The sequence below is a fragment of the Ruminococcus sp. RTP21204st1_B2_RTP21204_210225 genome (genome assembly GCF_040914135.1).
GTDB classification, from domain to species: domain Bacteria; phylum Bacillota; class Clostridia; order Oscillospirales; family Ruminococcaceae; genus Hominimerdicola; species Hominimerdicola aceti.
This window is the reverse complement of the sequence record NZ_JBCPGA010000001.1, coordinates 136,491-161,684: the sequence shown is the minus strand read 5'-3', so window position 1 is coordinate 161,684 and position 25,194 is coordinate 136,491. Positions and strand designations below refer to the sequence as shown.

26 protein-coding genes are annotated in these 25,194 nt (G+C 44.7%); 19 read left to right on the top strand and 7 right to left on the bottom strand.

What is annotated here, in order from left to right:
• Positions 1-113 precede the first annotated feature (113 nt).
• From AB5123_RS00730 to rpiB, 10 genes are all read left to right on the top strand, one after another.
• Entirely contained in the window at positions 114-398 is a 285-nt protein-coding gene (locus AB5123_RS00730; protein WP_022288001.1) for a hypothetical protein, read from the top strand.
• A gap of 15 nt (positions 399-413) precedes the next feature.
• On the top strand, positions 414-1,514 hold the full coding sequence (locus AB5123_RS00725; protein WP_368364445.1) for a hypothetical protein: 1,101 nt from the start codon (positions 414-416) through the stop codon (positions 1,512-1,514).
• A gap of 17 nt (positions 1,515-1,531) precedes the next feature.
• On the top strand, positions 1,532-2,251 hold the full coding sequence (locus tag AB5123_RS00720) for a hypothetical protein (protein ID WP_195220418.1): 720 nt from the start codon (positions 1,532-1,534) through the stop codon (positions 2,249-2,251).
• Between the two features lie 55 nt (positions 2,252-2,306).
• The gene (locus tag AB5123_RS00715) at positions 2,307-3,767 is read left to right on the top strand and encodes an SPFH domain-containing protein (protein ID WP_022287998.1); all 1,461 of its coding nucleotides are present in this window, start codon (positions 2,307-2,309) and stop codon (positions 3,765-3,767) included.
• Positions 3,768-3,973: 206 nt separating this feature from the next.
• On the top strand, positions 3,974-5,644 hold the full coding sequence (locus AB5123_RS00710; RefSeq protein WP_117927656.1) for a formate--tetrahydrofolate ligase: 1,671 nt from the start codon (positions 3,974-3,976) through the stop codon (positions 5,642-5,644).
• A gap of 304 nt (positions 5,645-5,948) precedes the next feature.
• On the top strand, positions 5,949-7,127 hold the full coding sequence (locus tag AB5123_RS00705) for a DUF3810 domain-containing protein (RefSeq protein ID WP_287216301.1): 1,179 nt from the start codon (positions 5,949-5,951) through the stop codon (positions 7,125-7,127).
• Positions 7,127-7,924 carry a C39 family peptidase gene (locus tag AB5123_RS00700; RefSeq protein WP_117891243.1) on the top strand — a complete coding sequence of 266 codons (798 nt, stop codon included), beginning with the start codon at positions 7,127-7,129 and terminating at the stop codon, positions 7,922-7,924. Before AB5123_RS00705 ends, AB5123_RS00700 begins: the two co-directional genes overlap by 1 nt.
• A gap of 4 nt (positions 7,925-7,928) precedes the next feature.
• A complete protein-coding gene (gene tsaE / locus AB5123_RS00695; RefSeq protein ID WP_117891244.1) occupies positions 7,929-8,384 on the top strand; it encodes a tRNA (adenosine(37)-N6)-threonylcarbamoyltransferase complex ATPase subunit type 1 TsaE in 456 nt (151 codons plus the stop codon).
• Complete coding sequence (gene tsaB, locus AB5123_RS00690; RefSeq protein ID WP_117891245.1) at positions 8,365-9,054, top strand: tRNA (adenosine(37)-N6)-threonylcarbamoyltransferase complex dimerization subunit type 1 TsaB; 690 nt, start codon at positions 8,365-8,367, stop codon at positions 9,052-9,054. Before tsaE ends, tsaB begins: the two co-directional genes overlap by 20 nt.
• A gap of 12 nt (positions 9,055-9,066) precedes the next feature.
• Positions 9,067-9,504, top strand: coding sequence for a ribose 5-phosphate isomerase B (gene rpiB, locus AB5123_RS00685; RefSeq protein ID WP_022287992.1), 438 nt, complete (start codon positions 9,067-9,069; stop codon positions 9,502-9,504).
• Between the two features lie 200 nt (positions 9,505-9,704).
• Here the strand turns inward: rpiB and AB5123_RS00680 are convergent, their stop codons facing one another.
• Entirely contained in the window at positions 9,705-11,003 is a 1,299-nt protein-coding gene (locus AB5123_RS00680; RefSeq protein WP_368364444.1) for an O-acetylhomoserine aminocarboxypropyltransferase/cysteine synthase family protein, read from the bottom strand.
• Positions 11,004-11,654: 651 nt separating this feature from the next.
• On the opposite strand from AB5123_RS00680, the gene AB5123_RS00675 reads away from it, so the two are divergent.
• Entirely contained in the window at positions 11,655-12,230 is a 576-nt protein-coding gene (locus AB5123_RS00675; protein WP_117923416.1) for a biotin transporter BioY, read from the top strand.
• Positions 12,211-12,642, top strand: a complete 432-nt coding sequence (locus AB5123_RS00670; RefSeq protein ID WP_051706313.1) for a DUF1284 domain-containing protein — start codon at positions 12,211-12,213, stop codon at positions 12,640-12,642. The genes AB5123_RS00675 and AB5123_RS00670 overlap by 20 nt, the downstream gene beginning before the upstream one ends.
• 76 nt (positions 12,643-12,718) lie before the next feature.
• On the opposite strand, the gene AB5123_RS00665 is transcribed toward AB5123_RS00670, so the two are convergent.
• The 6 genes from AB5123_RS00665 to AB5123_RS00640 form a co-directional block, all read right to left on the bottom strand.
• A complete protein-coding gene (locus tag AB5123_RS00665) occupies positions 12,719-13,147 on the bottom strand; it encodes a thioesterase family protein (RefSeq protein WP_337812646.1) in 429 nt (142 codons plus the stop codon).
• 95 nt (positions 13,148-13,242) lie between these two features.
• Complete coding sequence (locus tag AB5123_RS00660; RefSeq protein WP_337812645.1) at positions 13,243-14,376, bottom strand: DHHW family protein; 1,134 nt, start codon at positions 14,374-14,376, stop codon at positions 13,243-13,245.
• A gap of 15 nt (positions 14,377-14,391) precedes the next feature.
• Positions 14,392-15,807, bottom strand: coding sequence for an MBOAT family protein (locus tag AB5123_RS00655; protein ID WP_288162810.1), 1,416 nt, complete (start codon positions 15,805-15,807; stop codon positions 14,392-14,394).
• A gap of 13 nt (positions 15,808-15,820) precedes the next feature.
• Complete coding sequence (locus tag AB5123_RS00650; protein ID WP_288162811.1) at positions 15,821-16,336, bottom strand: DUF4358 domain-containing protein; 516 nt, start codon at positions 16,334-16,336, stop codon at positions 15,821-15,823.
• Between the two features lie 17 nt (positions 16,337-16,353).
• Positions 16,354-17,217 carry a GDSL-type esterase/lipase family protein gene (locus tag AB5123_RS00645; protein WP_038670714.1) on the bottom strand — a complete coding sequence of 288 codons (864 nt, stop codon included), beginning with the start codon at positions 17,215-17,217 and terminating at the stop codon, positions 16,354-16,356.
• A gap of 213 nt (positions 17,218-17,430) precedes the next feature.
• Positions 17,431-18,339 (bottom strand): sugar phosphate nucleotidyltransferase, encoded by a 909-nt coding sequence (locus tag AB5123_RS00640; protein WP_302833485.1) that lies wholly within the window; start codon positions 18,337-18,339, stop codon positions 17,431-17,433.
• Positions 18,340-18,589: 250 nt separating this feature from the next.
• On the opposite strand from AB5123_RS00640, the gene AB5123_RS00635 reads away from it, so the two are divergent.
• The 7 genes from AB5123_RS00635 to AB5123_RS00605 all read left to right on the top strand — a co-directional run bounded on the left by AB5123_RS00635 (position 18,590) and on the right by AB5123_RS00605 (position 25,086).
• Entirely contained in the window at positions 18,590-19,354 is a 765-nt protein-coding gene (locus AB5123_RS00635; RefSeq protein WP_278461193.1) for an SDR family oxidoreductase, read from the top strand.
• A 195-nt stretch (positions 19,355-19,549) separates the two neighbouring features.
• Entirely contained in the window at positions 19,550-20,485 is a 936-nt protein-coding gene (locus tag AB5123_RS00630) for an NPXTG-anchored protein (RefSeq protein WP_278461195.1), read from the top strand.
• 176 nt (positions 20,486-20,661) lie between these two features.
• Positions 20,662-21,216, top strand: a complete 555-nt coding sequence (gene rsmD / locus AB5123_RS00625; RefSeq protein WP_368364443.1) for a 16S rRNA (guanine(966)-N(2))-methyltransferase RsmD — start codon at positions 20,662-20,664, stop codon at positions 21,214-21,216.
• Positions 21,216-21,719 (top strand): pantetheine-phosphate adenylyltransferase, encoded by a 504-nt coding sequence (coaD, locus tag AB5123_RS00620; protein ID WP_046441497.1) that lies wholly within the window; start codon positions 21,216-21,218, stop codon positions 21,717-21,719. Before rsmD ends, coaD begins: the two co-directional genes overlap by 1 nt.
• Before the next feature lie 16 nt (positions 21,720-21,735).
• Positions 21,736-22,227: a hypothetical protein gene (locus AB5123_RS00615; protein WP_022288084.1), complete on the top strand. Its 492-nt coding sequence runs from the start codon at positions 21,736-21,738 to the stop codon at positions 22,225-22,227.
• Positions 22,228-22,425: 198 nt separating this feature from the next.
• Positions 22,426-23,784 (top strand): hemolysin family protein, encoded by a 1,359-nt coding sequence (locus tag AB5123_RS00610; protein WP_330019602.1) that lies wholly within the window; start codon positions 22,426-22,428, stop codon positions 23,782-23,784.
• 48 nt (positions 23,785-23,832) lie between these two features.
• A complete protein-coding gene (locus AB5123_RS00605) occupies positions 23,833-25,086 on the top strand; it encodes a transglutaminase domain-containing protein (protein WP_337811866.1) in 1,254 nt (417 codons plus the stop codon).
• The last annotated feature ends 108 nt before the right edge of the window (positions 25,087-25,194 follow it).

Sequence of the window (25,194 nt, the reverse complement as noted above, 5' to 3'; positions counted from 1 at the left end):
TATTATGACATATTTCTTGACATGAAAAGCATTTTCTGCTATCATAAATATATGTGAACATATTTTACTTTTATGGCATAAGGCTGTAAAATATGGAGTTGGGAGGAGAAAAAATGTTGAAAAAGCTATACCGCACATTAGGCTTTGCACTTATTTCCTGCAATTTGTTTTTCACCCCTGTCATGGCATATGCCGACAGCAGTGTGAGCGTGGGAACAAATATGTGCTTTGCTATACCGGGAGGACTTATAACAGGCTTTGTGCTTGTCTCAATGAGCCGCACAAAACAGAAAGCTACCAAGGCAGATAAATACATAAAGAGTAATCTTAAACTCACTGGGCGTAACGACACCTATCTGCGTACCACCACTGATAAGACTAAGATAAAAGACGATTGATAGGGGGTACGAAAAATGGCTGTTAATATTTCTTATAAATGCCCTAACTGCGGAGCGGAGCTTTTCTGGAGTGCTGACAAAAACTGCTGGGCATGTGAATACTGCGACGGACAGTTTACTTTGAAAGACCTTGAAGAGGCTGGCGGCGACGCTAAAAAGGCTGAAGAGCTGAACAAGGATAATGTTGAAAAGCATGAAGAGGTCGATAAGGACGAATACAGTATGTCAAATGACGGAACTGTAGGAAATGACCTTGTAAAATACACCTGCTCACACTGCGGAGCGGAGATAATCACCGACCGCTCAACTGCAGCAACAGTTTGCGTTTACTGCGGAAATGCGGTAATAATGGGAGAGCAGATAATAGACAATTTCTCCCCTGACTATGTTATACCTTTCAAAGTGCCGAAAACTCAGGTAATGGACGTTTTCAAAAAATTCAGCAATAAGCCTCTTACACCGAAAGATTTCAACTGCGATAGGGTAGTGGACAAGATGCAGGGCGTTTATATCCCGTTTTGGCTCTATTCAGGAAACTGCGAAGGCTCCATTACTGCAGAGGGTATAAACACAAGAACATGGACTTCCGGAAACTACAGATACACTGAGAAAAAGTATTATTCAGTTTACAGAAACGGAACCCTCGATTTCAAAGCTGTTCCTGTGGACGCTTCTTCAAAGACTGACGATGACGCTATGGACTCTATCGAGCCTTTTGATTACTCGGAAATGACAGCGTTCAACCCAGGTTATCTTTCGGGATATCTTGCAGAAAGATATGACGAGGATAAGGATAAGTGCCTGCCTAGGGCTAAAGAACGTATCGAGAACACAACTCGTGACGAACTTAGAAATACTTGTAACTACAACAGCGTAAACGTTCAGTCATATGAAAAGCACACCGAGATAAAGGACGTTAAATACGCTATGCTTCCAACATGGCTTTTGTATACAACCTATCAGGATAAGCCTTATTTCTTTGCAATGAATGGTCAGACAGGTAAATTTATCGGAAACCTGCCTATAAGCAAGGGAAAGCTTGTGGCTTACTCGCTTCTTGGAGGCGTGGGCGGATATATTATCGGAGCTATACTTCAGATAATGGGAATATTCTAGTAGGGGGTATCAGCTAAATGCCTGAAATATCAACGGCACTTATAATAAAAATAATAGTTATAGTGGTCGCCATAGGCGGTGGTATAGCGGTGATATATTCTGTGAAAAAAGCGGTATCGAACACCATTGGCAGACAACTGAGCCGTGCCAACGACCTGCTAAGGACCATAAATGACGCAACTGAGGAAAGACAGAACAACGCCATGCAGTTTACTTATGTTGATCCTAATGTGGTGAACAACATAAAGAGAGATTTTCCTGACTATGATGAAAATATAGCAAGGAGCATAGTGGAAAATACTGTGATGAAATATTTTCTTGTTATAAACGGAGAAGCAAGCGAGAATCAGCTTGAATACTGTACCGAAGCGTTCAAGCAGAGAGCAGCCACGATGGCAAAAGACAACTTGTCAACGGTTACGCCAAAGCATTATGACGATATACATATCCACAAGTCGCAGGTGGCGTCTTATCATAGAGATCATGACGCTGCAACGGCAAAGTTTCAGGTATCTCTTGAATACAAGCTCAACGGGATAAAGGCACAGCACATTTATGAGGCGGATTATTCATACTATCTTTCAATGGGGATAGAGGGCGAAAACGCCAGCCTTATATGTCAGTTCTGCGGAGCACCTGTGGACACCGCAGGTTCGGTTTGTCCTTACTGCGGTTCTGAGATACACAGCTCTGTAGAGCGCACATGGAAAGTCAGCAGGATATCCATGCTGAGATAGACAAGTTTAAAACCCCTTGGGGTGAAATAATACAGACAACGAAAGGAATTTAACTATGGGACTTATTAAGATGTTTACATCAGCAGTCGGCTCAACATTTGCCGATCAGGTAGTAGAGTACTTCAGATGTGAGGATATGTCAACTAAGATACTCTGCCAGCCGGCTACTCTTGTTAAGAGAGGAAAGACTGTGAACAACGGCACAGAGGGCGTTATCTCAAACGGTTCACGCTTTGACGTTGCGGTAAATCAGGCGGCTTTGCTTATCGAGAATGGCAGAGTACACGATTTTGTTATTGGTACACAGGAAACAGCGGGTCAGTATAAGTATGATTCAACTGTATCTCCGTCACTTCTTGGCGGCGGCTGGGGTGACCTTGGCGCTTCTATCAAGGAGATAGGCAGAAGATTTACAGCAGGTGGTCAGGCTATGAACACCATGCGTCTTATCTACATAAACCTCAGACCTCTGCCTGGAAACAAGATAGGCTTCGGCAAGATACCATTCAGAGACGGCGAAATGAACCTCACTCTTAACGCACAGGGTCATGGTCAGTATGAACTTCAGATCGTAAACCCTATGAACTTCTATGAGAACGTTGTTCAGAACGTAAATAAGGTACTTACTGTTGACAGCCCTGACGGCGTGGCAGTTCTCGGCCAGCTTAAGGCTGACATGACACCTAAGTTCCAGAAGGCTCTTACAAGGATATCTGCTCAGAAAATACCATACGATCAGCTTGGTCTTTATCCTGATGAGCTTGCTGAAGCAATGAATGCAGAGCTTGAAGAAAAGTGGGCTACAAAGGGTGTTAAGATAACAAGCCTTGCTATTGAGCTGAACGTGGACGAAGAGTCAAAGCAGAGAATCGCAAAATTCCAGGAGGCAAAAACTGTTGGAAGTGATCCTTCAATGCTCTATGCTATGGACAGAATGTCTATCAACAAGGCAAGAGAGGCAGCGGCAAGCAACTCAAACGGTGTTATGGCAGGCTTTATGGGCATGGGCATGGCAGGCGGCATGATGGGTCAGCCAATGGACGCAACAATGTATCAGCAGCAGATGCAGCAGAACATGATGAATCAGCAGGCTGCACAGGCAGCTCCACAGCAGGCAGCTCCAGCGGCTGCACCAACACAGGCTGCACCTGAGAACGGCTGGACTTGTGCTTGCGGAACAAAAAACACAGGAAAATTCTGTGCTAACTGCGGACAGCCTAAGCCTGAGCCAAAGCCGGCAGCAGACAGCTGGAAGTGTTCATGCGGCACAGAGAACACAGGAAAGTTCTGTGCAAACTGCGGTTCACCAAAGCCTGAGCAGCCAGTAGGCTGGACTTGCTCATGCGGAGCAGTGAACAAGGGCAAGTTCTGCGCTGAGTGCGGAAAGCCAAAGCCTGCATCAGAGCCGCTTTACAAGTGTGACAAGTGCGGCTGGGAGCCTGAAGATCCGAAAAATCCTCCTAAGTTCTGCCCAGAATGTGGAGATCCATTTAACGATAACGATATTCAGAAATAATTCTTATAGTTATTTTGAGCCGTCCTGCGGAATGCGGGGCGGCTCTTTTTTGTGGGGCGATGTTCGGAAATGTGTCGGTTTATATAGTTTGTTTACATATGAAATATTGAAATCATCACGGATATGTGATATAATACATAGCGTATGATATTTTATATGGGTCTTTACCGATATACTAAAAATTTTTCCGAAAGGACTTGATCTAAATGCTGTCAGATATCGAAATCGCAAAGCAGGCGAAAATGCTCAAAATTGGGGAGGTCGCTGCTAAGCTCGGCATCTCAGAAGATGAATATGAGCCTTATGGTCACTACAAGGCTAAGCTTTCTGAGTCGCTTTATGCTAAAACTAAAAATGATCCAGATGGTAAGCTTATTCTTGTTACCGCTATAAACCCTACGCCTGCAGGAGAGGGCAAGACCACTATTTCCGTTGGATTGGCTGAGTCTATGAACAAGATAGGCAAGAAAGCTATGCTCGCTCTGAGAGAGCCTTCACTTGGTCCTGTTTTTGGTATCAAGGGCGGTGCGGCTGGCGGTGGATACGCTCAGGTCGTTCCTATGGAAGACATCAATTTGCACTTCACAGGAGATATGCACGCTATAACTGCGGCTAACAACCTGCTCTGCGCCCTTATCGACAACCATATGCAGCAGGGAAATGAGCTTCACATTGACCAGAGAAGGATACTTTTCAAGCGCTGCCTTGACATGAATGACAGAGCGCTGAGAGATATCGTTATCGGTCTTGGCTCAAAGGTGAATGGTATTCCTAGAGAGGATTCTTTCCAGATAACTGTCGCTTCTGAGATAATGGCTATTCTTTGCCTCGCTTCCGATCTGGCTGACCTTAAGGCTAGAATTGAGAAGATACTCGTTGCTTACACAACTGACGGAAAGCCTGTTTATGCTAAGGATATAGGCGGTTGCGGTGCTATGACTGCTTTGCTGAAAGACGCTTTGAAGCCTAACCTTGTTCAGACGCTTGAGAACAATCCTGCGCTTATCCATGGCGGTCCATTCGCTAATATCGCTCACGGCTGTAACTCAGTAAGAGCCACAAAGCTTGCTTTGAAGCTTGCTGACTACACTATCACTGAGGCTGGCTTCGGCTCTGACCTTGGCGCTGAGAAATTCTTTGATATTAAGTGCAGATACGCTGGTCTTAAACCAAGTTGCGTAGTTCTGGTGGCTACTGTAAGGGCATTGAAATACAATGGCGGTGTTCCGAAAACTGAGCTTACTAACGAAAATGTTGAGGCTCTTGAAAAGGGTATCGTAAACCTGAAAACTCATATTGAGAATATGCACAAGTTCGGTGTGCCTGTAGTTGTGGCTATAAATAGATTCCATACTGATACTGAGGCTGAGCTGGCTGTTATCGAGAGAGTTTGCGGTGAAATGGGTGTTGAGTTCTCACTGGCTGAGATTTTTGCAAAAGGCTCTGAGGGCGGTATCGACCTTGCGGAAAAGGTTTGCAAGACTATCGAAACAAAGCCGTCTGAGTTCAAGCCACTTTATGACGAGAAGCTCCCTATCAAGGATAAGCTTGATATACTTGCGAAAGAGATATACCGTGCAAACGGCGTGATCTATACAAAGCAGGCTGAAAAGGCTATAAAGGAGATCACTGACCTTGGATTCGGGGATATCCCTGTTTGCGTGGCTAAGACGCAGTATTCACTGTCTGACGACCCGACAAAGCTTGGCAAGCCTGAGAATTATGAGATAACAGTAAGAGATGTAAGGCTTTCAGCCGGTGCAGGATTTGTGGTAGCTTATACGGGCGATATTATGACAATGCCTGGTCTGCCTAAGAAGCCCGCGGCTTATAATATCGATTGCGATAATGAGGGCAATATCTACGGATTGTTCTAAGCCGTTTAAGTGAGGAGTGAGGAATTGGCATAGCCGACCGAACAAGTCACTTTGATAGAGTAAATACCGAGCGGAGCGATTTTGCGGCGTGGCAAATGTAGGGGACGGCGCTCTCGACGTCCCGTTTTTGGGAGCGACGAGGTTTGAATTTATACAAACCATGTAGGCGATCAAGACGAGCGAACGCTGTTCGCCCCTACACGATTTGTGCGATAAGATAATTTGTAGGTAAGCAGATAATAAGTCGGGTAAACAGGCGTGTTGAGATAGCAGAGTGAAAAAACATGAACCGAGGTGAGCGGCAGTGACAGATACAGCGGTGAAAAAGAGTGCGGAAAGTGTGAAAATGCCTGAGAACGGCAAGAAAAAACATCTCTCCTGGCAGGTCATTGCCTGCGTTTGCCTTGTGGCAGTCAGCGTTGTGCTGAACGTGATCGCCTGGAAAAGTACGGCGTTCTGCGACTGGTATACGGCTCACGTTTTTCCAATTTGGGAAAATACATATGGCAGGCTCACTTCGCTGTTGCCGTTCTCTTTTGGCGAACTGCTTATTGCGGTAGCAGTTTTCGGTATTCCGCTTTCGCTGGTGGCTATGCTGGTGCTTGTGATAGTCAGAAAAGGCAAGAGAAAGAAAACTGCGAAAATTTTCGGGCTTGTTTATATGTGGATAGTCACTTTTGTGGTGACGGTGCAGACCTTTAACTGCTTTGTTCTTTATCATTGTTCAAGCTTTGCAGAGCTTAATGGCATACCCACTGAACAGCACACTAGGACGGAGCTTGAAGCTCTTGGCAACAAGCTTGTTACGGAGATAAATGCGCTTAGCAAAGAGGTGGAGCGTGACAGCAAGGGAAAATTCGTGCTGACCGCTGACCTTGACAAGACGGCTCAGGAGGCCATGCGTGGGCTTGGAAGCGAATTTAAAAACCTCGAGGGATTTTATGTCACTCCGAAAGCTATAAAATGCTCGTTCTTTATGAGCCAAATGGACCTTATGGGCATCTATTTCCCGTTCTCTATGGAGGCGAACTACAATCAGGATATGTATAAGGCGAAGCTTCCTGACACTATCTGCCATGAGCTTGCTCATACGAAAGGCTACATTCAGGAGGACGAGGCGAACTTTATCGCCTTTATGGCGTGCGACAGATCGAATAATGCGGATTACCGCTATTCGGGCTATCTGGCGGCGCTTGGCGAGGTTAGAAACAAGATTTTTGACTACGCTTCTGACGATAAGAAGATAGAATTTGACAGCTCTATCTGCGACGAGGTGTGGGCTGATATGGAAGCAAACTGGGACTACTGGCGGAGCGTTGACGAGGCTAAGGACACTGTTTTCGACAGCGAGGCAGTGGGGGAGATATCTGACAAGGCAATGGAAAAATCTCTGAAGCTCAACGGCGTTGAGGACGGCAAGCAGTCCTATGGCAGAATGGTGGATCTTATGCTAAACTACTTCAAGGACAAGGGTGAGCTGTGATGAAAATTCTTGCGGTCATTCTGTTTCTCGGGATAATGCTCAGTTCATGCGGAAACAAGGCGGACAGTGAAAGGCTCAATGATTCGGCTTTTACCACTACTGCGGAAAGCTCTGTGGTGGATAGTGACAGCATGGAAGTTGACGAAAGCTCGCAGGTCGGTGATGAGAGCGATATTCAGGGCGACAGCCCGGAGGACGATATGAAGTGGCGGCTTTTTGAGGACACTTACAAGGAAACTGACAGCGGCAGGGCTGCGGAAAATTATGCTCACAACAAGGGCATAAAGATAGATGGCTTTGTGAAATACGGGCAGGAAAATCCCCCTGTGTGCGATCTAATACTTGGCGAAACCAGGTTCGCAGGGGTAGGCTGTGAGGTCATTGCCGCTTATAATTATCTCACATACGAGGGCTTTGAGCCTGACATGGCTAAGCTTGCTTATGATTTTGAAAAGAATGCTCTTATTGCGGCAGACGGCTCGCTGGGGTCTAATCCTAGAAAAATAAGCGGTCTTTTTAAGGCAATGGGAGTGGGATACAAAAGATTTTATAAGGCTGAGGAGGCTCAGGCGGCTGTTGACGAGGGCAAGCCTGTGATAGTTTCTTACCATATCGGGTTGAATATTTTCAGCGGTATCCATACGGTTTTCGCTGTTAAAGAGGAGGGCAGGCTGTATGTTTACAACTGCTATAATTCAGCGGCGGACAAGACAGAGGTGGAGAGCATTTATCAGCTTATGAATAAAAACAGCCTTTTTATTGTGGGCTATACAGAAGATGACGGTCAAATGAGGTGATAGGTTGACAAAGGTATACAAAACATCATCTGCGGCGGAAACTATCGCTTTGGGTGAGGAGATAGGCAGACGGCTGAAAGGCGGAGATCTTATCGCTTACAGCGGTGGTCTTGGTGCAGGAAAGACTACTATTACCAGGGGGATCTCCATTGGCATGGGGCTTGGCGACGAGGTTACTTCGCCCACGTTCGCACTGGTGAACGAATACCGTGGGGACAGTCTCAGCCTTATACACTTTGATATGTACCGCATAAATTCGGCGGACGATCTGGAGACTACAGGCTTTTTTGACTACATGGACGAAGACACTGTGCTTGCGGTGGAATGGTCGGAGAATATTGCGGAGGAGCTTCCTGAGGACGCTATAAGGATAGATATTCAGCGCATTGACGAGGACAGCAGGGAGATAAGCATAACTGCACCTGAGGGAGATGATAGATTTGAAGATATTAGCTATTGACACCAGCGGAAAGGTCGCTTCAGTGGCGGTGACGGACGGAGAGAAGCTTCTTTGGGAGAAGTCTGTTTACACAAAGCTCACTCATTCTCAGGTGATATTGCCTATGGTGAAGCAGGCATTAGAGGAAACAGGGCTTACTTACACTGATCTTGATTGTGCGGCCATTGCAAAGGGTCCGGGGTCTTACACGGGACTTAGAATAGGCGTGGCGGCTGTAAAGGGAATGTGCTTTGGCTGTGAGAGTTTAAAAAGCGCAGGAGTTTCCACTCTGCTTTCGCTGGCTTACAACTGCATAGATTTTGAGGGCAGGATAATTTCTGTTATGAGGGCAAGGCCTAAGATAGTTTACGCAGGCGAGTTTCAGTGCAAAAATGGCGTTGTCACGAGGATATCCGCTGACAGAGTTTGCCCTGAGGAGGAAGTTTTTTCGGGAGAGTTTTCTGAAAAGACAATGCTTGTGGGTGATTGTGCGGCAGAGATAAAGGCGAAATATTTCGTTGACAACGAAAATGTTCAGCTTGCAAGCTATGTGAACAGGCTGCAGAGGGCTTCATCGCTGTGTCTTGCGGTGGAGGCTCAGCCTGAGATAATGGTTTCGGCGGACAGGCTGGAGGTATCATATTTGCAGGCTACAAAGGCGGAAAAGGATAAGGCACATAGGGATAAATAGGAGGAAATTAATATGAAAATTGCTATTGGATGTGACCATGCAGGTCCTGAGCTTAAGGCGGAGATATTGGCACATTTGGACGAAAAGGGTGTGGAATACACTGATTTTGGTATTCAGGCAGGAGAGAAAGTAGACTATCCTGACAAGGCAAAGGAAGTTTGCGAGAAAGTGGCTTCGGGCGAATACGAAATGGGAATACTCATATGCGGAACTGGTATTGGAATGTCAATGAGCGCAAACAAGATAAAGGGAATAAGAGCGGCTTGCTGTTCTGACTATTTCTCTGCTAAGTATACAAGAGCGCATAATGACGCAAACGTGCTTTGTATTGGTGCGAGAGTGCTGGGTGCAGGCTTGGCTATCGAGCTGGTGGACGTTTTCCTTGAAACGGAGTTTGAGGGTGGCAGACATCAGAGGAGAGTGGATAAGATCTCTGAGCTGGAGAAGTAGTGAGAAGTTAGGAGTGAGGAATTAAGGTATCGCCTTGTGGCGAAGGATTTTTTCTGACTTTTTGCTTTATGGAGCAGGGTGGCTTGTTGTTGCCCTGCTTTTTTTGTGGGTACAAAAACGGCTGACAAGCTTTTCGCCTGTCAGCCGTTTCTATATTGAGGTCTGTATTTAAGGTAAAAACCGTAATGGCAAGGTTTTTATTAGATAGCGTCGAATGCTTCGCTGAGATCGTAGATGATATCGTCGATATGCTCTGTGCCGATAGAAAGTCTGATAGTATTTGGCTTGATACCCTGATCTGCAAGTTCTGCTTCGTTAAGCTCTGCGTGTGTTGTTGATGCTGGGTGGATAACCAGTGACTTAACGTCTGCTACGTTTGCAAGAAGTGAGAAGAGTTTCAGGTGGTCGATGAAGTTCTGAGCTGTCTTTGCGTCGCCCTTTATCTCGAATGTGAAGATAGAACCACCGCCGTTAGGGAAATACTTCTTGTAAAGTGCCTGCTGGCTTGGATCGTCTGATACTGAAGGGTGATTTACCTTTTCTACCTTTGGGTGCTTGTTAAGGAAGTCAACTACCTTAAGTGCGTTCTCAACATGACGTTCAACTCTCAGGGACAGTGTTTCAAGACCCTGCAGGAAGATGAATGCGTGGATCGGTGAAAGTGTTGCACCTGTATCACGGAGAAGGATCGCACGGATACGAGTTACAAATGCTGCGCCAGGGGCTGCGTCTGCAAAGCTTACACCGTGGTAGCTTGGGTTTGGTTCTGTGAACTGTGGGAACTTGCCTGACTTCTTCCAGTCAAACTTGCCGCTTTCAACGATAACTCCGCCGATTGTTGTGCCGTGACCGCCGATAAACTTTGTTGCAGAATGGATAACGATATCTGCGCCGTACTCGATAGGTCTTACGAGATATGGAGTAGCGAATGTGCTGTCAACGAGAAGTGGGATATTGTGTGCGTGTGCGATATTTGCGATAGCTTCTATATCAACTACGTCTGAGTTAGGGTTGCCAAGAGTTTCGATATAGAGAGCCTTTGTGTTCTCCTTGATAGCCTTTTCAAAGTTAGCTGGGTCAAGCGGATCGACAAATGTTGTTGTGATGCCGTAATCAACAAGAGTGTGTGCAAGCAGGTTATATGTGCCGCCATAGATGTTCTTTGCAGCTACGATATGATCGCCTGCAAGGGCTACGTTCTCAATAGCGTATGTTACTGCTGCTGCGCCTGATGCGACTGCAAGAGCTGCTGTGCCGCCCTCGAGAGCTGCGATACGTCTTTCAAAAACGTCTTCGGTAGGGTTTGTAAGTCTGCCATAGATGTTGCCTGCGTCCTTAAGAGCAAATCTGTCAGCGGCATGCTGTGAGTTATGGAAAACGTATGATGATGTCTGATAAATAGGAACAGCTCTTGCATCTGTTACAGAGTCTGCTGTTTCCTGACCAACGTGGAGCTGGAGTGTTTCAAATTTAAGATTTCTTTCGTTTATTGCGCTCATTTTAAATTACCTCTTTCATTAAATTGATGTTTTTTAAATCCGATAAAAATTTTTGTTACTGAACTTTATGCTGATTTTAACAGCAACATATATAGCACATACACATTCGTGAATCGTACGCTGTTTTCAGTTTCAGTATTTTTACACTCATTTTCAACGCCTCATTTCAATTCATATTAATCCTAGTCGTTTAGTATGTTTTAGCGTATCTATACTATACCACACCCATAGAGGAATGTCAATAGGTTTAAGATGATTTTTCGCATTTTTGTGAAAATTGATATTAATTCTATCAATTTAGTAGGATTTAAGGGCAAAATGCACAATGGGGAGCGAGGAAGTGAGGAATGAGGAATGAGGAATTGGCAAAGCTGAACAGAGTAGTGCTCAAGTACGAAGTAAAAGACAGCACCGAGTGTAGCGATTTTGCGGTGGTAGGAAGTTGCCCGAAATATTGTAGGGGACGACGCCCTCGGTGTCCCGTTCGGAAGGGCAATGCCGTGTTTTCACTGTTTGTTATTAAATTTGTATAAAAGTATCGTTTACCGACGCCTTATAATTGTATACCGAAATAGATATTTTCGGTTGACAATAGGCTCGGTATGTGATACAATATTAATTGTCAAATAAAAAGTAAAGGATAGGTTTACAATGAATAACAATGCTAAAAACAAAACAAAACAAATAGTCGGTATCGGAGTTATGACGGCTATAATCGCTGTGCTTTCGCAGATAACTATTCCGCTTCCTACTCACGTTCCTGTTACGCTCCAGACTTTTGCTGTGGCTCTGGCAGGATATTTTCTCGGCTGGAAGGGCGGTGCTGTGTCTGCTCTGGTCTATGGTCTGCTGGGCGCTATAGGCGTGCCTGTATTCGCTGGCTGGTCAGGCGGTTTTTCCGTTATCGTAGGGTATACAGGTGGATTCATTTACGGATTTATCGTTATGGCTCTTCTTTGTGGTCTTGGCGCAAAGTTCTGCTCTGACAAGATAAGCGGTAAGGTCATCGCTATCGTGCTTGGTATCGCAGGTCTTGCTTGCGACCACCTGCTCGGTGCTATCCAGTACGCTATCGTTGCTAATATTTCTATCGGCAAGTCTATCCTTCTTGTTTCTGTTCCTTATCTTGTAAAGGACATTATCTCTGTTGTTGCTGCTTACCTTATCAGCATCGAGCTTGTAAGCAGACTTGCAAAGACAGGTTGCTATGCTTACAAGAGAGCCTGAGCTTAGATTTCATCATCTGCTGTGCCTGCCGCTTTTTCAGGGAAAAGGCTACAGTGACGGCTTTTCGGTGAATATGCAGTCTGTGAAAGACAGATTGGAGAGCGAGGACACTGCGGTTCGGTTTGTGTGCAGCGGAGATATGATATGTCAGCACTGCCCAAACAGGACGGAGGACGGTTGTTTGCTTGACGGCTGTGGCGGAACGGTGGCACAGAAAGACAGCGAGGTTTGCAGACTTTCTGAGATAGAATGTCACTCGGTTGAGAATTATCGCAGTGCGCTGACAAGGCTGAGAAGCAAAATGGATAAAAAGGCATTTGATATACTATGCTCGGAATGTCGCTGGGCAAAGCTTGGTTTGTGCAGCTTTGAAAAGTGGCGTGAGGGCGTTGATGGATTGCTTTCTTCGTGACAGGTCACGTCTGTCATTTTTTTACACAAAAGTACAGCTCCCGAGAAGAAACTCGGGAGCTGTACATTTTTTTTGCTTATTCTTCACTTGCCTGATATGCGGATAGGAATTTCTCGTAGATATCGGGATAATGTTTTCTTAGTCTTACAGGCTTAAGGTCGGAGGTGGTGAAGCAGTGGGAGGTGTGGGCAAGGCAGGCTGTTTTCTGAGTGGTAAGGTCAAAGACCTCATAGTCAAGCTCGTAGGCACAGCCGTTGAACTTTGACAGCTTACAGCGCACTTCAAACTCATCTCCGAAACGGACGGGATATTTATAGTGTGTTTCAACAGAGAGGACAGGAGAAACTATGCCACGTTCTTCTATTTCGTGGAAAGGGCAGCCAAGCTGTTCCATAAGGTCAACACGGGCTTCCTCAAGCCAGCGGACGTAGTTGGAATGGTGGATTATATCCATGCGGTCTGTTTCATAATAAAAGGCTTTTCTTTTGTAGGGGGTAAGTGTCATTTTATGTCCTTCTTTCTGTGGGTTTGACGTTGACGTTATATATGGGTGTGATAAAAATAGCGGGCGACCAATGGCCGCCCCTAATTGTTGCTGAGTTATTCAAGCCAGATGAAGTTGTTATCGGTGTTCACAAAGTCCATATTATAAAGGAAAATGACCTTTGTTATGCCGTTGTCTTTTACATATTCACTGACGGTCTTATCCATGATGTGGTAATAACGCATATCTATCATTGTGATGTGCTTATACTTGTCGGCAAAGTATGGCATAACTGTGTTTGCGTAGCTGTCTTTTATAATAAGGACGTGTTCATCGCTTTCACCGTTTGTTTCTATTTCCGTGAGGGCGAAGTTTCCACCCATGAATGTGGAGTATTTATCCTTTTTGGTCTTGAATGAATCGTCAAAAAGGGTGTCTGTTTGTTTGTTTTCTTCAACATAATTTACCTTTACGCTGTTGTCAGGGTTTGTGTAGAAGTGCATTTCGTCAGCAGCGGAGAAGTCTGTTGGGGCTTTTGAATAAAGTGTGCCATGAAAGTCCTTTACAGTTTCTATATTGTAGGATACCTGTGGGATATCTTCATCCATGGCTGTCATAAGTGCGTCAAATCCCACTTTTGCGCCCTCGGCTGTCCAGTGGTGGTCGGTCTTATAGAAAACCTGCGTGGACTTTGCGGCGTCTTTGAGCTGGTCATATGGGAAGCAGAGGTTTATCCTGTCACTGAGGATAGAGCTTATATACTTTTCGCTTTCAAGCTGATCGTCGGTCTGTGTGACCGCAGGGAGCTTGTCTGACATAACGGAAACTGCATTCGGCACAAGAAGAAAGCTTACGTCGACGGATTTATCGAGGCTGTCAGCAAAATCGTTAAGACAGCTTATATTTTTCTCGATAAGAGGTCTGTTTTCCTGATAGTCTTGGAGATAATAGCCGTCCTTGCCGAAATATACACCGTTCTGATAGTTTTTCAGAAGCGTGCGGTCGGTGACTGTTTTAAGACTCACAAGCTGGTCTTTCATAAATATCTGATCGGACATATAGCTTTCGATATCCGATGTGAACTCGCCTTTTTCAAGTTTCTTCCATGAAAATTCAGGGGCTTGCTGGAGATAGCGGTTCTCATTTTCGGAGAATTCACGATCCTCGGAAATAAAGCTTGCCACTGCAAAGCCAAATATGAACAGCAGAAAGCACACTATCATAATATAGTTTTTAAGTTGTTTTTTCATATCTGCCGTCCTCCTTTAAAATCTGAAATACAGGAACGGATTGAATGAATTACCTGCAAGGTAGGCGGTGGAAACTGCCAAAAGTGTTAATGCGAACAGCGGTTGGAGTATACAGCCGCATATTTCAGGACACTTGATCTGAAGCTTAAGGCAGAGCTTTTTTGGAAGCTGTGTTGAAGCTATCACAAGTATCACTATTGTTACTGCATACTGTGCGAGCCAGAACACTGTTTGGTGATTTATGAGAGGAAGTCCCCCTGCGCCGAACATATTTTTAAAGTTCTGTGTGAGCTTGCCGAAATCTTCATAGGAGAATATTCCCCAGCCTATGACTATAAAAAGAAGTGCATAGAGGTGCTGGAAAAATGCAGGTATCTTTTTCAGGGCTTTGCCCAAGAAAAGCTTTTCACATAGGAGTATCACACCGAAGTACACGCCCCATAGCATAAAGTTCCAGTTCGCACCGTGCCAGAAGCCTGTGAGAAACCATACTATCATGATGTTAAGGCACTGTCTTGCTTTGCCCTTGCGGTTACCGCCAAGTGGGATATAGACATAATCTCTGAACCAGCTTGAAAGTGACATATGCCAACGTCTCCAGAAGTCTGTGATAGAGGTGGAGATGTAAGGGTAGTTGAAGTTCTCAAGAAAGTCGAAGCCGAACATTTTGCCAAGACCTATCGCCATATCGGAATAGCCTGAGAAGTCAAAGTATATTTGGAAGGTATAGGCTATTATGCCCAGCCAGCTTGCGGCAACGCTCAGTTCGGATTGTGCTGAGTTTGAGATAGTGTCGAAAAGCTCGCCGATAGTATTTGCGAGAATGACTTTTTTGCCAAGACCTATGGAAAATCTCCACACGCCCTGTGCAAAATGCTCTATGCTCTCGTTACGCTTTTTGAGCTGTTCCGCAACGTCGATGTATCTTACGATAGGACCTGCGATAAGCTGTGGGAAAAGGGCAACATAGGTGGCAAGGTCAAGAAAGTTCTTCTGACTTCTTACTTCGCCTTTATAAACGTCGATAACGTAGGAAAGGGTCTGGAAGCTGTAGAATGAGATACCGATAGGGAGGGCAAGACCCAAGGTCTTTATCTGCGTGCCGAAAATGCTGTTTGCCGCACCGATGAAAAAGTCGGTATACTTGAAAAACAGAAGAAGCCCGATGTTCCACACCACCGCTCCTATCATTGCGATGAGCGGAGTGTATTTTTTTACGTTTTTACGCTGTTTGTCTGCCAATAGTCCTGTTATATACGCAACGATAGTGGAAGCTATCATGAGGACGATATAAACAGGTTCGCCCCATGCGTAAAACACAAGGCTGAAAATAAACAGCACCAGATTGCGTGTTATGCGTGGGACGATATAATACGTTATCAGTACAATAGGCAGGAAAGCGAACAGAAATGTTGTACTTGAAAAAAGCATATATTTATTACTCCTAGCCTATTATCTCTTTTGCTTTATCGTTATCGTTTGAAAGACAGAGGTAAACATAATTGCCGTTGGTTACAAGAACAGGGTCATTAAGCTTTGTCATTTCCTCCGGAACATAGTTTTCAAAAACCTTTTTCTGGCTTTCGACTCTTGCTGTAAGTGTATCTGCGATAGCCTTTGCACTGTCTGCGTCCTTGGCTTCAAAGCAGTCTATCTCCTCGGCTGTTCCTCCTGATGAGCTTACATAGACCTTAGCCTTTGTATAGCTGTCTGCCGATATGCCGATTATCTTTTCTATCTTTGCTTCGTCAAGCTCTGCGAGCTCGTCCTTGAACTCTATGCCGTTCTTGAGCTTGTCCGCAACGGCTGTTACGTCAACGCTTTCGTTTGTCTGAGCGGCTGCCGCTGAATTTGCGGAGTTTGCTGTGCTGCTGTCAGAGTCTGAACCGCAGCCTGTAAGTGCTGCTGTGCCAATGCACATAACTGCCATAAGAGTGCAGAGTATCTTCTTTGTTTTCATAATTCTTCTTTCCTTTCTTATGTGTTGTCGATTATATAGTTGAGCCACTTGTCGCAGTATTCGCTCATAAGGTGTATTCCGTCTGAGGAGGCTTCCTCCGGAAGAGTGCCGTCTGCGCCTGCTACAGCGGAGGTACAGTCAAGATAATTTATACCTGTCTGCTGTGCCACCTCTGAGATAGCCTGATTGAATGTGGCTACATTTGTGTTATTTATGGCGTCGCCCTGCAAGCTTCTTGAAGCTGTTACAGGGAGGATAGATTCAGCATAGATAACAGCGTCAGGCTGTATCTCCTGAATTTTTGTGATAAGCTGTGTATAATAATCCTTGAAGGTGTCGATATAAGGCCAGCCAAGCTCGTTAGTGCCGAGGTTTATATACACTCTGCCATATTGTCTTTCTCCAAGAGCGTCGATAACAGTGCCTGCATTGCCGTTTGAGAGGGTGATGTTCTGGTCTGTCATAACGGTGTCGATGTGCATTCCCACAGAGCAAAGGAACGTTGCCTTTGGTTTATCGCAGTTGTTTTGCAGACCAACTGTTCGTGAGTCGCCTATGAAAACTGCGTCGGAAAGGTCGTCGGCGTCATCATGGGTAACTGAGCTGTCAGTAAGGCTTTCATCTATGCCGCTCTCATCGACCATGCTTTCTGCCTGAGAAGAGCTGTCCGCATTGCTCTCGGAGCTTTCGTTCTCTGCCACAGAGCTTGAAGCTGACATCTTCTTTGCTTCCACAGCCCTGCTGTTGCCGCTTCCTGCATGGAAACCCCATATTGCCGCAAATGCTATGCACACAAGACAACTCAATGACACTATGCTTTGCTGTGCTGTGGCTCTTTTTTTTCTTATATTTTTCAAATTGCTACCGTGTTGGCTCTCCATTATACTACCTCTTATATTATCTCTCCTGACCTGCAAAAATGCAGATCCGTTTCAAAGATTATCATAACACATTTTACAGCCTTTTTCAAGTGCTTTTTAGTCGAATTAAGGATTTTCTTCACTTTTTACAAACTGACGCAAAAAAGTCGGGAGAATTTGTTCTGCCCGACTTATTGTTGACAATTTATTCTGTTTTATTTGTTTGAAAAAGTTTTATTTCCAAAGCTTTTCAGGATAAACGCCAGCCTCTATAAGCTTTGCGATATCGGCTTTAACGGTTGGCTTATCTTCTTTATATGTAACGCCGAACCACTTATCGTGAGTTTCCAGAAGCTTGCAGTCTGCAACACCTGTTTTTATCATTGTATCGATACCCGCAGGGAGGAGAAACTCCGCTGTCAGGCTGTCTTTATTTTCTTTCATAAAGTCTGTGAACATACCATTGAGTTTATCTATAAAGCCGTCAGGGCAAGCCCACATATTCATTGACACATAGCAGTTCTCGTCAAGCTCGGCTGTTTCTTCCTTGCCTGAATAGACCTTGCCGTCTTTTTCACGGCGGATATTGTAGGTTTCAACAACGTCTGTGAGCATAGAGTCTTTCACTTCACAGACGCCTCTGTTCACTGCACCGAAGTCGCTTAGAGTGTTTTTCAGTATGAAGCCTGCCATGCCAAGATGAAGCTTTTTGCAATCTGAGTTTTCATTGCAGAGAAAATCGTGGAGCTTCACAAAAGCTTCCTTGCCGTAAAAATCATCAGCGTTTATTACTGCGAAAGGCTCATTTATAACGTCCTTGCAACAGCAGACTGCATGACCGTGACCCCATGGCTTAACACGTCCCTCAGGTACGGAATAGCCCTCCGGAAGACAGTCAAGCTCCTGGTAAACGTAATCTATCTTGACGTATTTTGAGATACGGTCGCCTATCATTTTATCAAAGGCATCACGGATATCCTTTCTTATAATGAATACGACCTTGTCAAAGCCTGCCTCAACGGCGTCATAGATAGAATAATCCATTATTATCTCACCGTTTGGTCCGAAAGGTTCAAGCTGTTTTATGCCGCCTTTGAAGCGACTTCCAAGACCTGCGGCAAGTATGCAAAGGGTACAACTCATAATTTTTTATCTCCTTGTTCTTTGTTCTTTGATTTCTCAGTTTAATTTTATTCTATTTCTTAAAATTATATTAACATTATGCCATACTTTAAAGTAAATGTCAAGAGATTTTGACATTTTTATTCAGTTTTTTGCGATGCTTTTCTGCGTATTTTACATCTTTCTCACACTTGACAGGGTGATACTAATGTGATATACTGATATGACAAAAATCAAATAATATCCCTGAAAAGGGTGGAGGATGATATAAATGGCTAAGACGGCTTTGGTAACAGGCGCAAGCTCGGGAATTGGCAGAGAGATAGCGAGAGATCTATCTGCAAGGGGCTTTCGTGTGATACTCAGCGCAAGACGTGAGGAAAGGCTCAGAGAGCTTGCGGAGGAGCTTGGTGACAACACAAGGGTGGTAGTTTGCGACGTTTCTGACAGGGAAGAATGTCTGCGGCTTTATGAGGAAACAAAGAGCGAGAAGATATCAGTGCTTGTGAACTGTGCAGGCTTTGGTGCAGTGGGCAGCTTTGACAAGCTTCCTCTGGACACTGAACTTAAAATGATAGACACCAACGTTACAGCGGTGCATATGCTCACAAAGCTGTTTTTGAAAGACTTTGTTGCCGCTGACAGGGGTTATATAATGAATATAGCTTCCTCGGCAGGGCTTATGTATGGTGGTCCTATGATGGCAACATACTATGCTTCAAAGGCTTATGTTGTGAGCCTTACCAGCGCAATATATGAGGAGTTGAGGGCGAGAAACAGCAGGGTACACGTTTGTGCGGTATGCCCGGGTCCTGTGGATACGGAGTTCAATGACGTTGCAAACTGCAAGTTCGGCGTAAGCTCCATAACACCACAGTTTTGTGCAAAAAAGGCTCTTGAGGGAATGTTCGGCAGAAAGCTCATCATTATCCCTGAGAAGTCTATAAAGGCACTTTATGCAGGGGCTAAATTTGCTCCTAGAGGTATCGTGCTGAAAGTGACTGGAAAGGTGCAGAAGAAAAAGCTTGATAAATGACGGTTTAGTATTTTTACATAAGATAAAAAAGTTTTGCAAAGTGCGGAAATTGGGCTATACTTCTAAAAATCAATAGTACAAATTGTTGTGATTGCATAAGAAAACGTTATCATATTTGTTAAATCAGCCGATTGAAATTTTTCGGAAAATAAAGTACAATATACTTAAAGTTATTTAAGAAAGGAAGTTTTAGAAATGAAACTTACAAAGATTTTCGCAGGCATGGCTGCAGCAGCTATAGCTACAACAGCTATGGCAGTAACAGCTTTCGCTGCTGATTCAACAGCTTACAACTATCTGTTCATCGCTACAGATATCCCATGTGAGTACAACGATAACGATGAGGCTCTTGTAAATGGTCAGGTCGTTACTTGTAAGGATCTTAAGGTAAAGATCGGTTCACAGGAGTTTAACGTAAGTGCTGCTCCTGGCAAGTCTGATTCAGACAAGCTCTGCTTCCAGATCATCAACAAGTGGAACAGCAAGTTCACATCAGAGATCACTGACTACACTGTAGCAGGCGCTGGTGAGTACATCACTATTGACTTCACAATTGAAGGTCTTGGTGACACAACAGGCAATGCTGGTGTATCTTTCCAAGCTGACGGCACTTGGGATTTCAGAAATCCAGATGACAAAGAAAAGGATAAGGTTGCACAGCCAGCTTACTTCCCTAACAAGTGCGTAGGTATCGCAGGTGGCGCAGGTGGATTCGACACAAACGTTGACTGCCAGGATACTGCTATCAACGGCGACGGCTCTTACACAATTTCTATCGCTCAGTCAGGTACTGTAAACGCTGAGGCTCAGAAGTTCGATGACGGCTCAACAAACGAGGGCTGGATATGGGCTGCTAACGCTTTTCCTGTTGCTCCTGCTACTTCTGGCACAGATTCAAACAGCAAAAAGGATGATTCCAAGACGGATTCTAAGTCTGACAGCAAGACTGATTCAAAGGCTAACAGCACAGCCGCAACAACTTCTTCAAAGGCTGGTACAACAGGCACAGCAACTGCTACATCTTCAAGCGCAGCTTCTGATAACACAGCAGCTACAGGCGCAACAGCAGGTATCGCTCTTGCAGGTATCGCTCTCGCAGGTGCAGCTATCGTAGTTTCTAAGAGAAAGTAATCTCAACTGAGGGCTTGTTTCTTAGAGTGCGTAATTAAAATAACTAAAGGGACTTCCGCTGTGAAGTCCCTTTTTGTGTGTGGTATAAAAAATAAAAAAATATCGGCCAATAGTCTAGACAAATGGTAATTAATATAGTATAATGATTGTATACTTTTATTTTGGAGTTATTTTTTATGAGAGTTATTACAGGTTCCTGCAGGGGAAAAAAGCTTAAAACTTTGGAGTCGTTGGATACAAGACCAACTACAGATATGGTAAAAGAGGCTGTTTTTTCCATTATTCAGTTTGACGTACCAGCAAGTTCGGTGCTTGACCTTTTTGCAGGCAGCGGTCAAATGGGTATAGAGGCTCTCAGCCGTGGGGCTAGTCACTGCGTTTTCGTGGACAGCAATCCTGAGGCTGTGGCTATCGTCAAGGATAATGTGGATTCATGCGGCTTCAATAAGGAATCCCGTGTGCTTTGCATGGATAGTCTGGAATATCTTAAAGTTGCCAAATCCGGGCTTGATATAGTTTTTATCGACCCGCCTTACAGAATGGGCATAGTTGAAAAGGCTTTGGAGCTTGTGGAGAGCAAGCTCAATGATGGTGCTATCATTGTGTGCGAGCATGAAAAGGAGCTTGAGCTTGGAGAAAGCTACGGCAGATTTAAGCTTCATAAGAGATATAAATACGGTAAGACCGCTTTGACGGTCTATAAGATACCAATGAAAGAAGTGGACTATTGATGCGTATCGCTGTTTGCCCGGGAAGCTTTGACCCTGTTACGCTGGGTCATCTGGATATAATCGACAGAGCTTCAAAGCTTTTCGATAAGGTGATAGTACTGGTGTCCTTTAATGCTAATAAATCAAGGGCTGCTTTCACACCTACAGAAAGAATGGAAATGATAATTGAAGCCACGAAGCACCTTGATAATGTGGTGGTGGATTGTTATAACGGTCTGCTGGCGGATTATCTGCAAAAAACAGGAGCTAATGCTATCGTAAAGGGACTTAGGGCTGTGTCTGACTTTGAGTATGAGTTCCAGATGGCTCTTGCAAATAAAAAGCTTTACAATGACGCTGAAACGGTGTTTCTCACCACTACGGGAGAGAATATGTTCCTTTCGTCAAGCGTTGTAAAGGAGATCGCAAGCTTCGGCGGAGATATCACAGGCTTTGTGCCGAAACAGATACAGAGCAAGATCACTGACAGGCTCTATAAGCCTGCCAATAATATAGATCAGTAATGAAAGGGTGTTTAAAATGACGGTAGAGGAAATACTTGAACTTATGGACGAACTGCTTGACAAGTCTTCAAGCGTACCGTTTTCACAGAAAAAAATGATCGATGTTGAGCAGATGCGTGAATACATCGACAGCATAAGACTTAACCTTCCGGGTGAGATAAAGCGTGCAAAGGATATGACAAGAGATAAGAAAAATATCCTTACTGAGGCCAACAAGGAAGCCGAGGAGATCGTAAAGAAGGCTAAGGACGAGGCTAAGAAGCTTGTGGCTCAGGAGGAGATCATCAAGCAGGCGGCTGACTATGCAAAGCAGATAGCTGCAGAGGCTAACAAGCAGGCGGCTGATATCGTTGAGCAGGCTAAGGCTAAGGACAAGGCTATCCGTGAGGCACTTTCTGAAAATCTGAACAAGTCGCTTTCTGAGGCGGCTGAGGTGCTTACAAAGAGCCTTAAGGACGTAAACACTACTAGGGACGCAGTTTCCAAGATAGGTGCGGCAGAGAAATAATATTGTTTGATGTAAGCAGATGGGCTTTGCGGCTCATCTGCTTTTTTTCATAACTAAAATTGCCCATATGAAATTCAGGCAGAATGTGAAAAATTGTGACAATATCTATTGACAAAGAAGCATATGTTGCCTATAATAAATAGTATATGATAAAAAGGCGAGCTTTTTAGCCTATGTGAAAGGGACGGTATTTTTTTTATGGACGATGTCGGGCGACTGTGGACGGGAATAGGTGTTTGTGCGGCGGTAATATTGCTTATGGCTTTTCTTACCTTGTGCGAAAATGCGGCGGTGGAGTTCAATGACGCAAAGCTAAAGAAAATGGCTGAGGAGGACAAAGACCCGAAGGCAATAAGGCTTGCGGCTATGCTTGGCAGAACGGGCAGGGTAGTTGCGACAAACCTCATCGCACGTTCTATTATGATAATCGCAGTTTCGGTGGTGGGAGCGATCTACTTTTATGCACCGCTTTCAAATAAGCTTCACAAGCTTTTTGATGTATATACTCAGGCTTCGTATTATATTATCGGCATATGTTCATTTGTTATAATAAGCTGTCTGCTTGCCCTTGTTATATGCACTTTTGGCGTAGGCATACCAAAAAAGCTTTGCATTTCAGGCAAGGTGGGCGAGAGATTTATTCTAAATAGCTGTGTGGCTTACAAGGCACTTTTGGCGGTGTTCAGCCCATTGGCGATAGTAAGTGGAGCAATATCCGCAGGGATATTAAGGCTGTTTGGTGTTAAGTCAACAAACAAGGCGGACGCTGTCACTGAGGAAGAGATCCTCATGATGGTGGACGCTGTAAACGAAACGGGCGGTATCGAGGAAAGTCAGGCGGAAATGATAAGCAACATTTTTGATTTTGACGATATCGAAGTTCGTGAAGTTATGACACACCGCACAGAAATGGTTGCCATAGAAGAAAATTCCACGCTTTCGGAGGCTGTGAAGCTTGTTATAGGCGAGGGCTTTTCGAGAATACCTGTTTACTGCGACAATGCCGACAACATAAGTGGTGTTATATTCGCAAAGGACTTGCTCAGGCTGGTGTTTGAAGAGGATAAGAAAGAACGTCCTGTAAAGGAGTTCATGAGAGATATAACCTTTGTGCCTGAGAGCAACAAGTGTGGTGAGCTTTTCAAAGAGTTCACTGAAGATAAGACACAGATAGCAGTTGTGGTGGACGATTACGGCGGAACAGCCGGTATCATTACTATGGAGGATCTGCTTGAAACTATCGTGGGTAGTATTCAGGACGAATATGATGACGAAACGGAGGAGATACAGAAGGTATCTTCTGACTGCTATGATATGGTAGGCACAGCGGCGTTTGACGACGTTATGGAGGCTCTTGGCAAGGAGTATCACGGCGAGGTGGATTATGACACTATAGGCGGATTCGTTATGGACCTGCTGGGCCATGTGCCTGAGGATAACGAAAAGGTGACAGTGCATTGGGAAAACGTTGAGTTTAAGGTGCTGTCGATACATGAAAAGAAAATAGAACGGCTCAGGGCTGTGATAAAAAGAGATAATGAAGAGGTCACGGACTAAGGGCTGAAATATACAGACAGAATTTTGTGTAAAAATCGAGGACAAAAATTGAAAAAAAAGAAAATGGTCGCCGCACTCACAGCGGCAGTGCTTATCTGCACATCGGGGTGCAGCTTAGGCGGAACGGGAGAGAAAAATAAAAACCGTTCAAAAAATACTTTTGTGAACACTCATGCGTATGTTGAAGCCAGTTCGGAAAGACATACTGAAACAGGGCTTGACAGCAGAAACGAGAGTTTTACGGCACTTGAGATACCTGACACGGCAGAGTATATCGCCGATTTTCTTTGTACTGACGAAAAACGTGTGTTTTCACAGCTTTACAAAGGGCTGAGCGAATTTGAAAGCTCTGTGGAGCTGGCTGAGGGAGTTATAAGCAAGGACGATATCGGTGCGTTTATCTCCATGCTTACTTCGGCTTGTCCTTATATCGACTATATGGGTTCACAGTATACTATCTGCATTGACGGAGATGGATATGTGACATCTGTGGAGGTCACATATGACAAGACCGCTGAGGAAGCGCAGGCTGAGAAAGAAAAGCTGGATAAAAAGGTCGGGGAGATACTTGCAGGCATTGAGCAGGGCTGGTCGGATTATGACAAGGTGCTGTATTTCCATGACAGCATAATTCTTGAGTGTAACTATGACGATACAGCAAAAAATTGCTATTCTGCATATGGCTGTCTTGTAGAGGGCAAGGCTGTGTGCGAGGGGTATGCAAAGGCAATGCAGATACTTTGTTCCAAGGCGGGTATAAAGTGCATACCTGTGGCAGGCAAAGCCTATGACGGCGGAGCTGTTCAGCCACATTTATGGAACAAGGTCATGATAGACGGTGAATGGACGAACGTTGACCTCACTTGGGACGATCCTGTGACAGATGCAGGGGAGGACTATATCCGCTATGACTATTTTGGCATCACTGACGCCGAGTGTGCAAAAGACCATACAGCGGACGACAACAAGTTTTTGAACTATCCTGAGGCATTTTCCTCGGGGGCAAATTATTACAGAAGAAACGGTCTGTATGCTCAAAGCGGTGATGATGTCGTTCAGATGATGTGCCGTTCTGTGGCGGAAGCAATGGCTGACAGTGGATATGCAAGGCTAAAATGTGCTGACAGTGAAATGTATGACAAGGCTGTGGATACTCTCTTTGATGAGAATAGCGGTGTTATCTTTGACGTGCTGAGGCGTGCATACAGTCAGGCTGGGGGAGATTGGTCTACCTCGAAATATGCGGTCATAAAAAATGACGAATTGTGTACTGTCACGATAATACTTTACAAAAATGAGTAATTTTCTCAAAAGCAAAAAAATATGCTCAAATGTGTTGAAATTTGCGTCGCTTTGTGATATAATAAATGTATTAGTGCGATAAAATATGATATTTTGGATATATCTTGG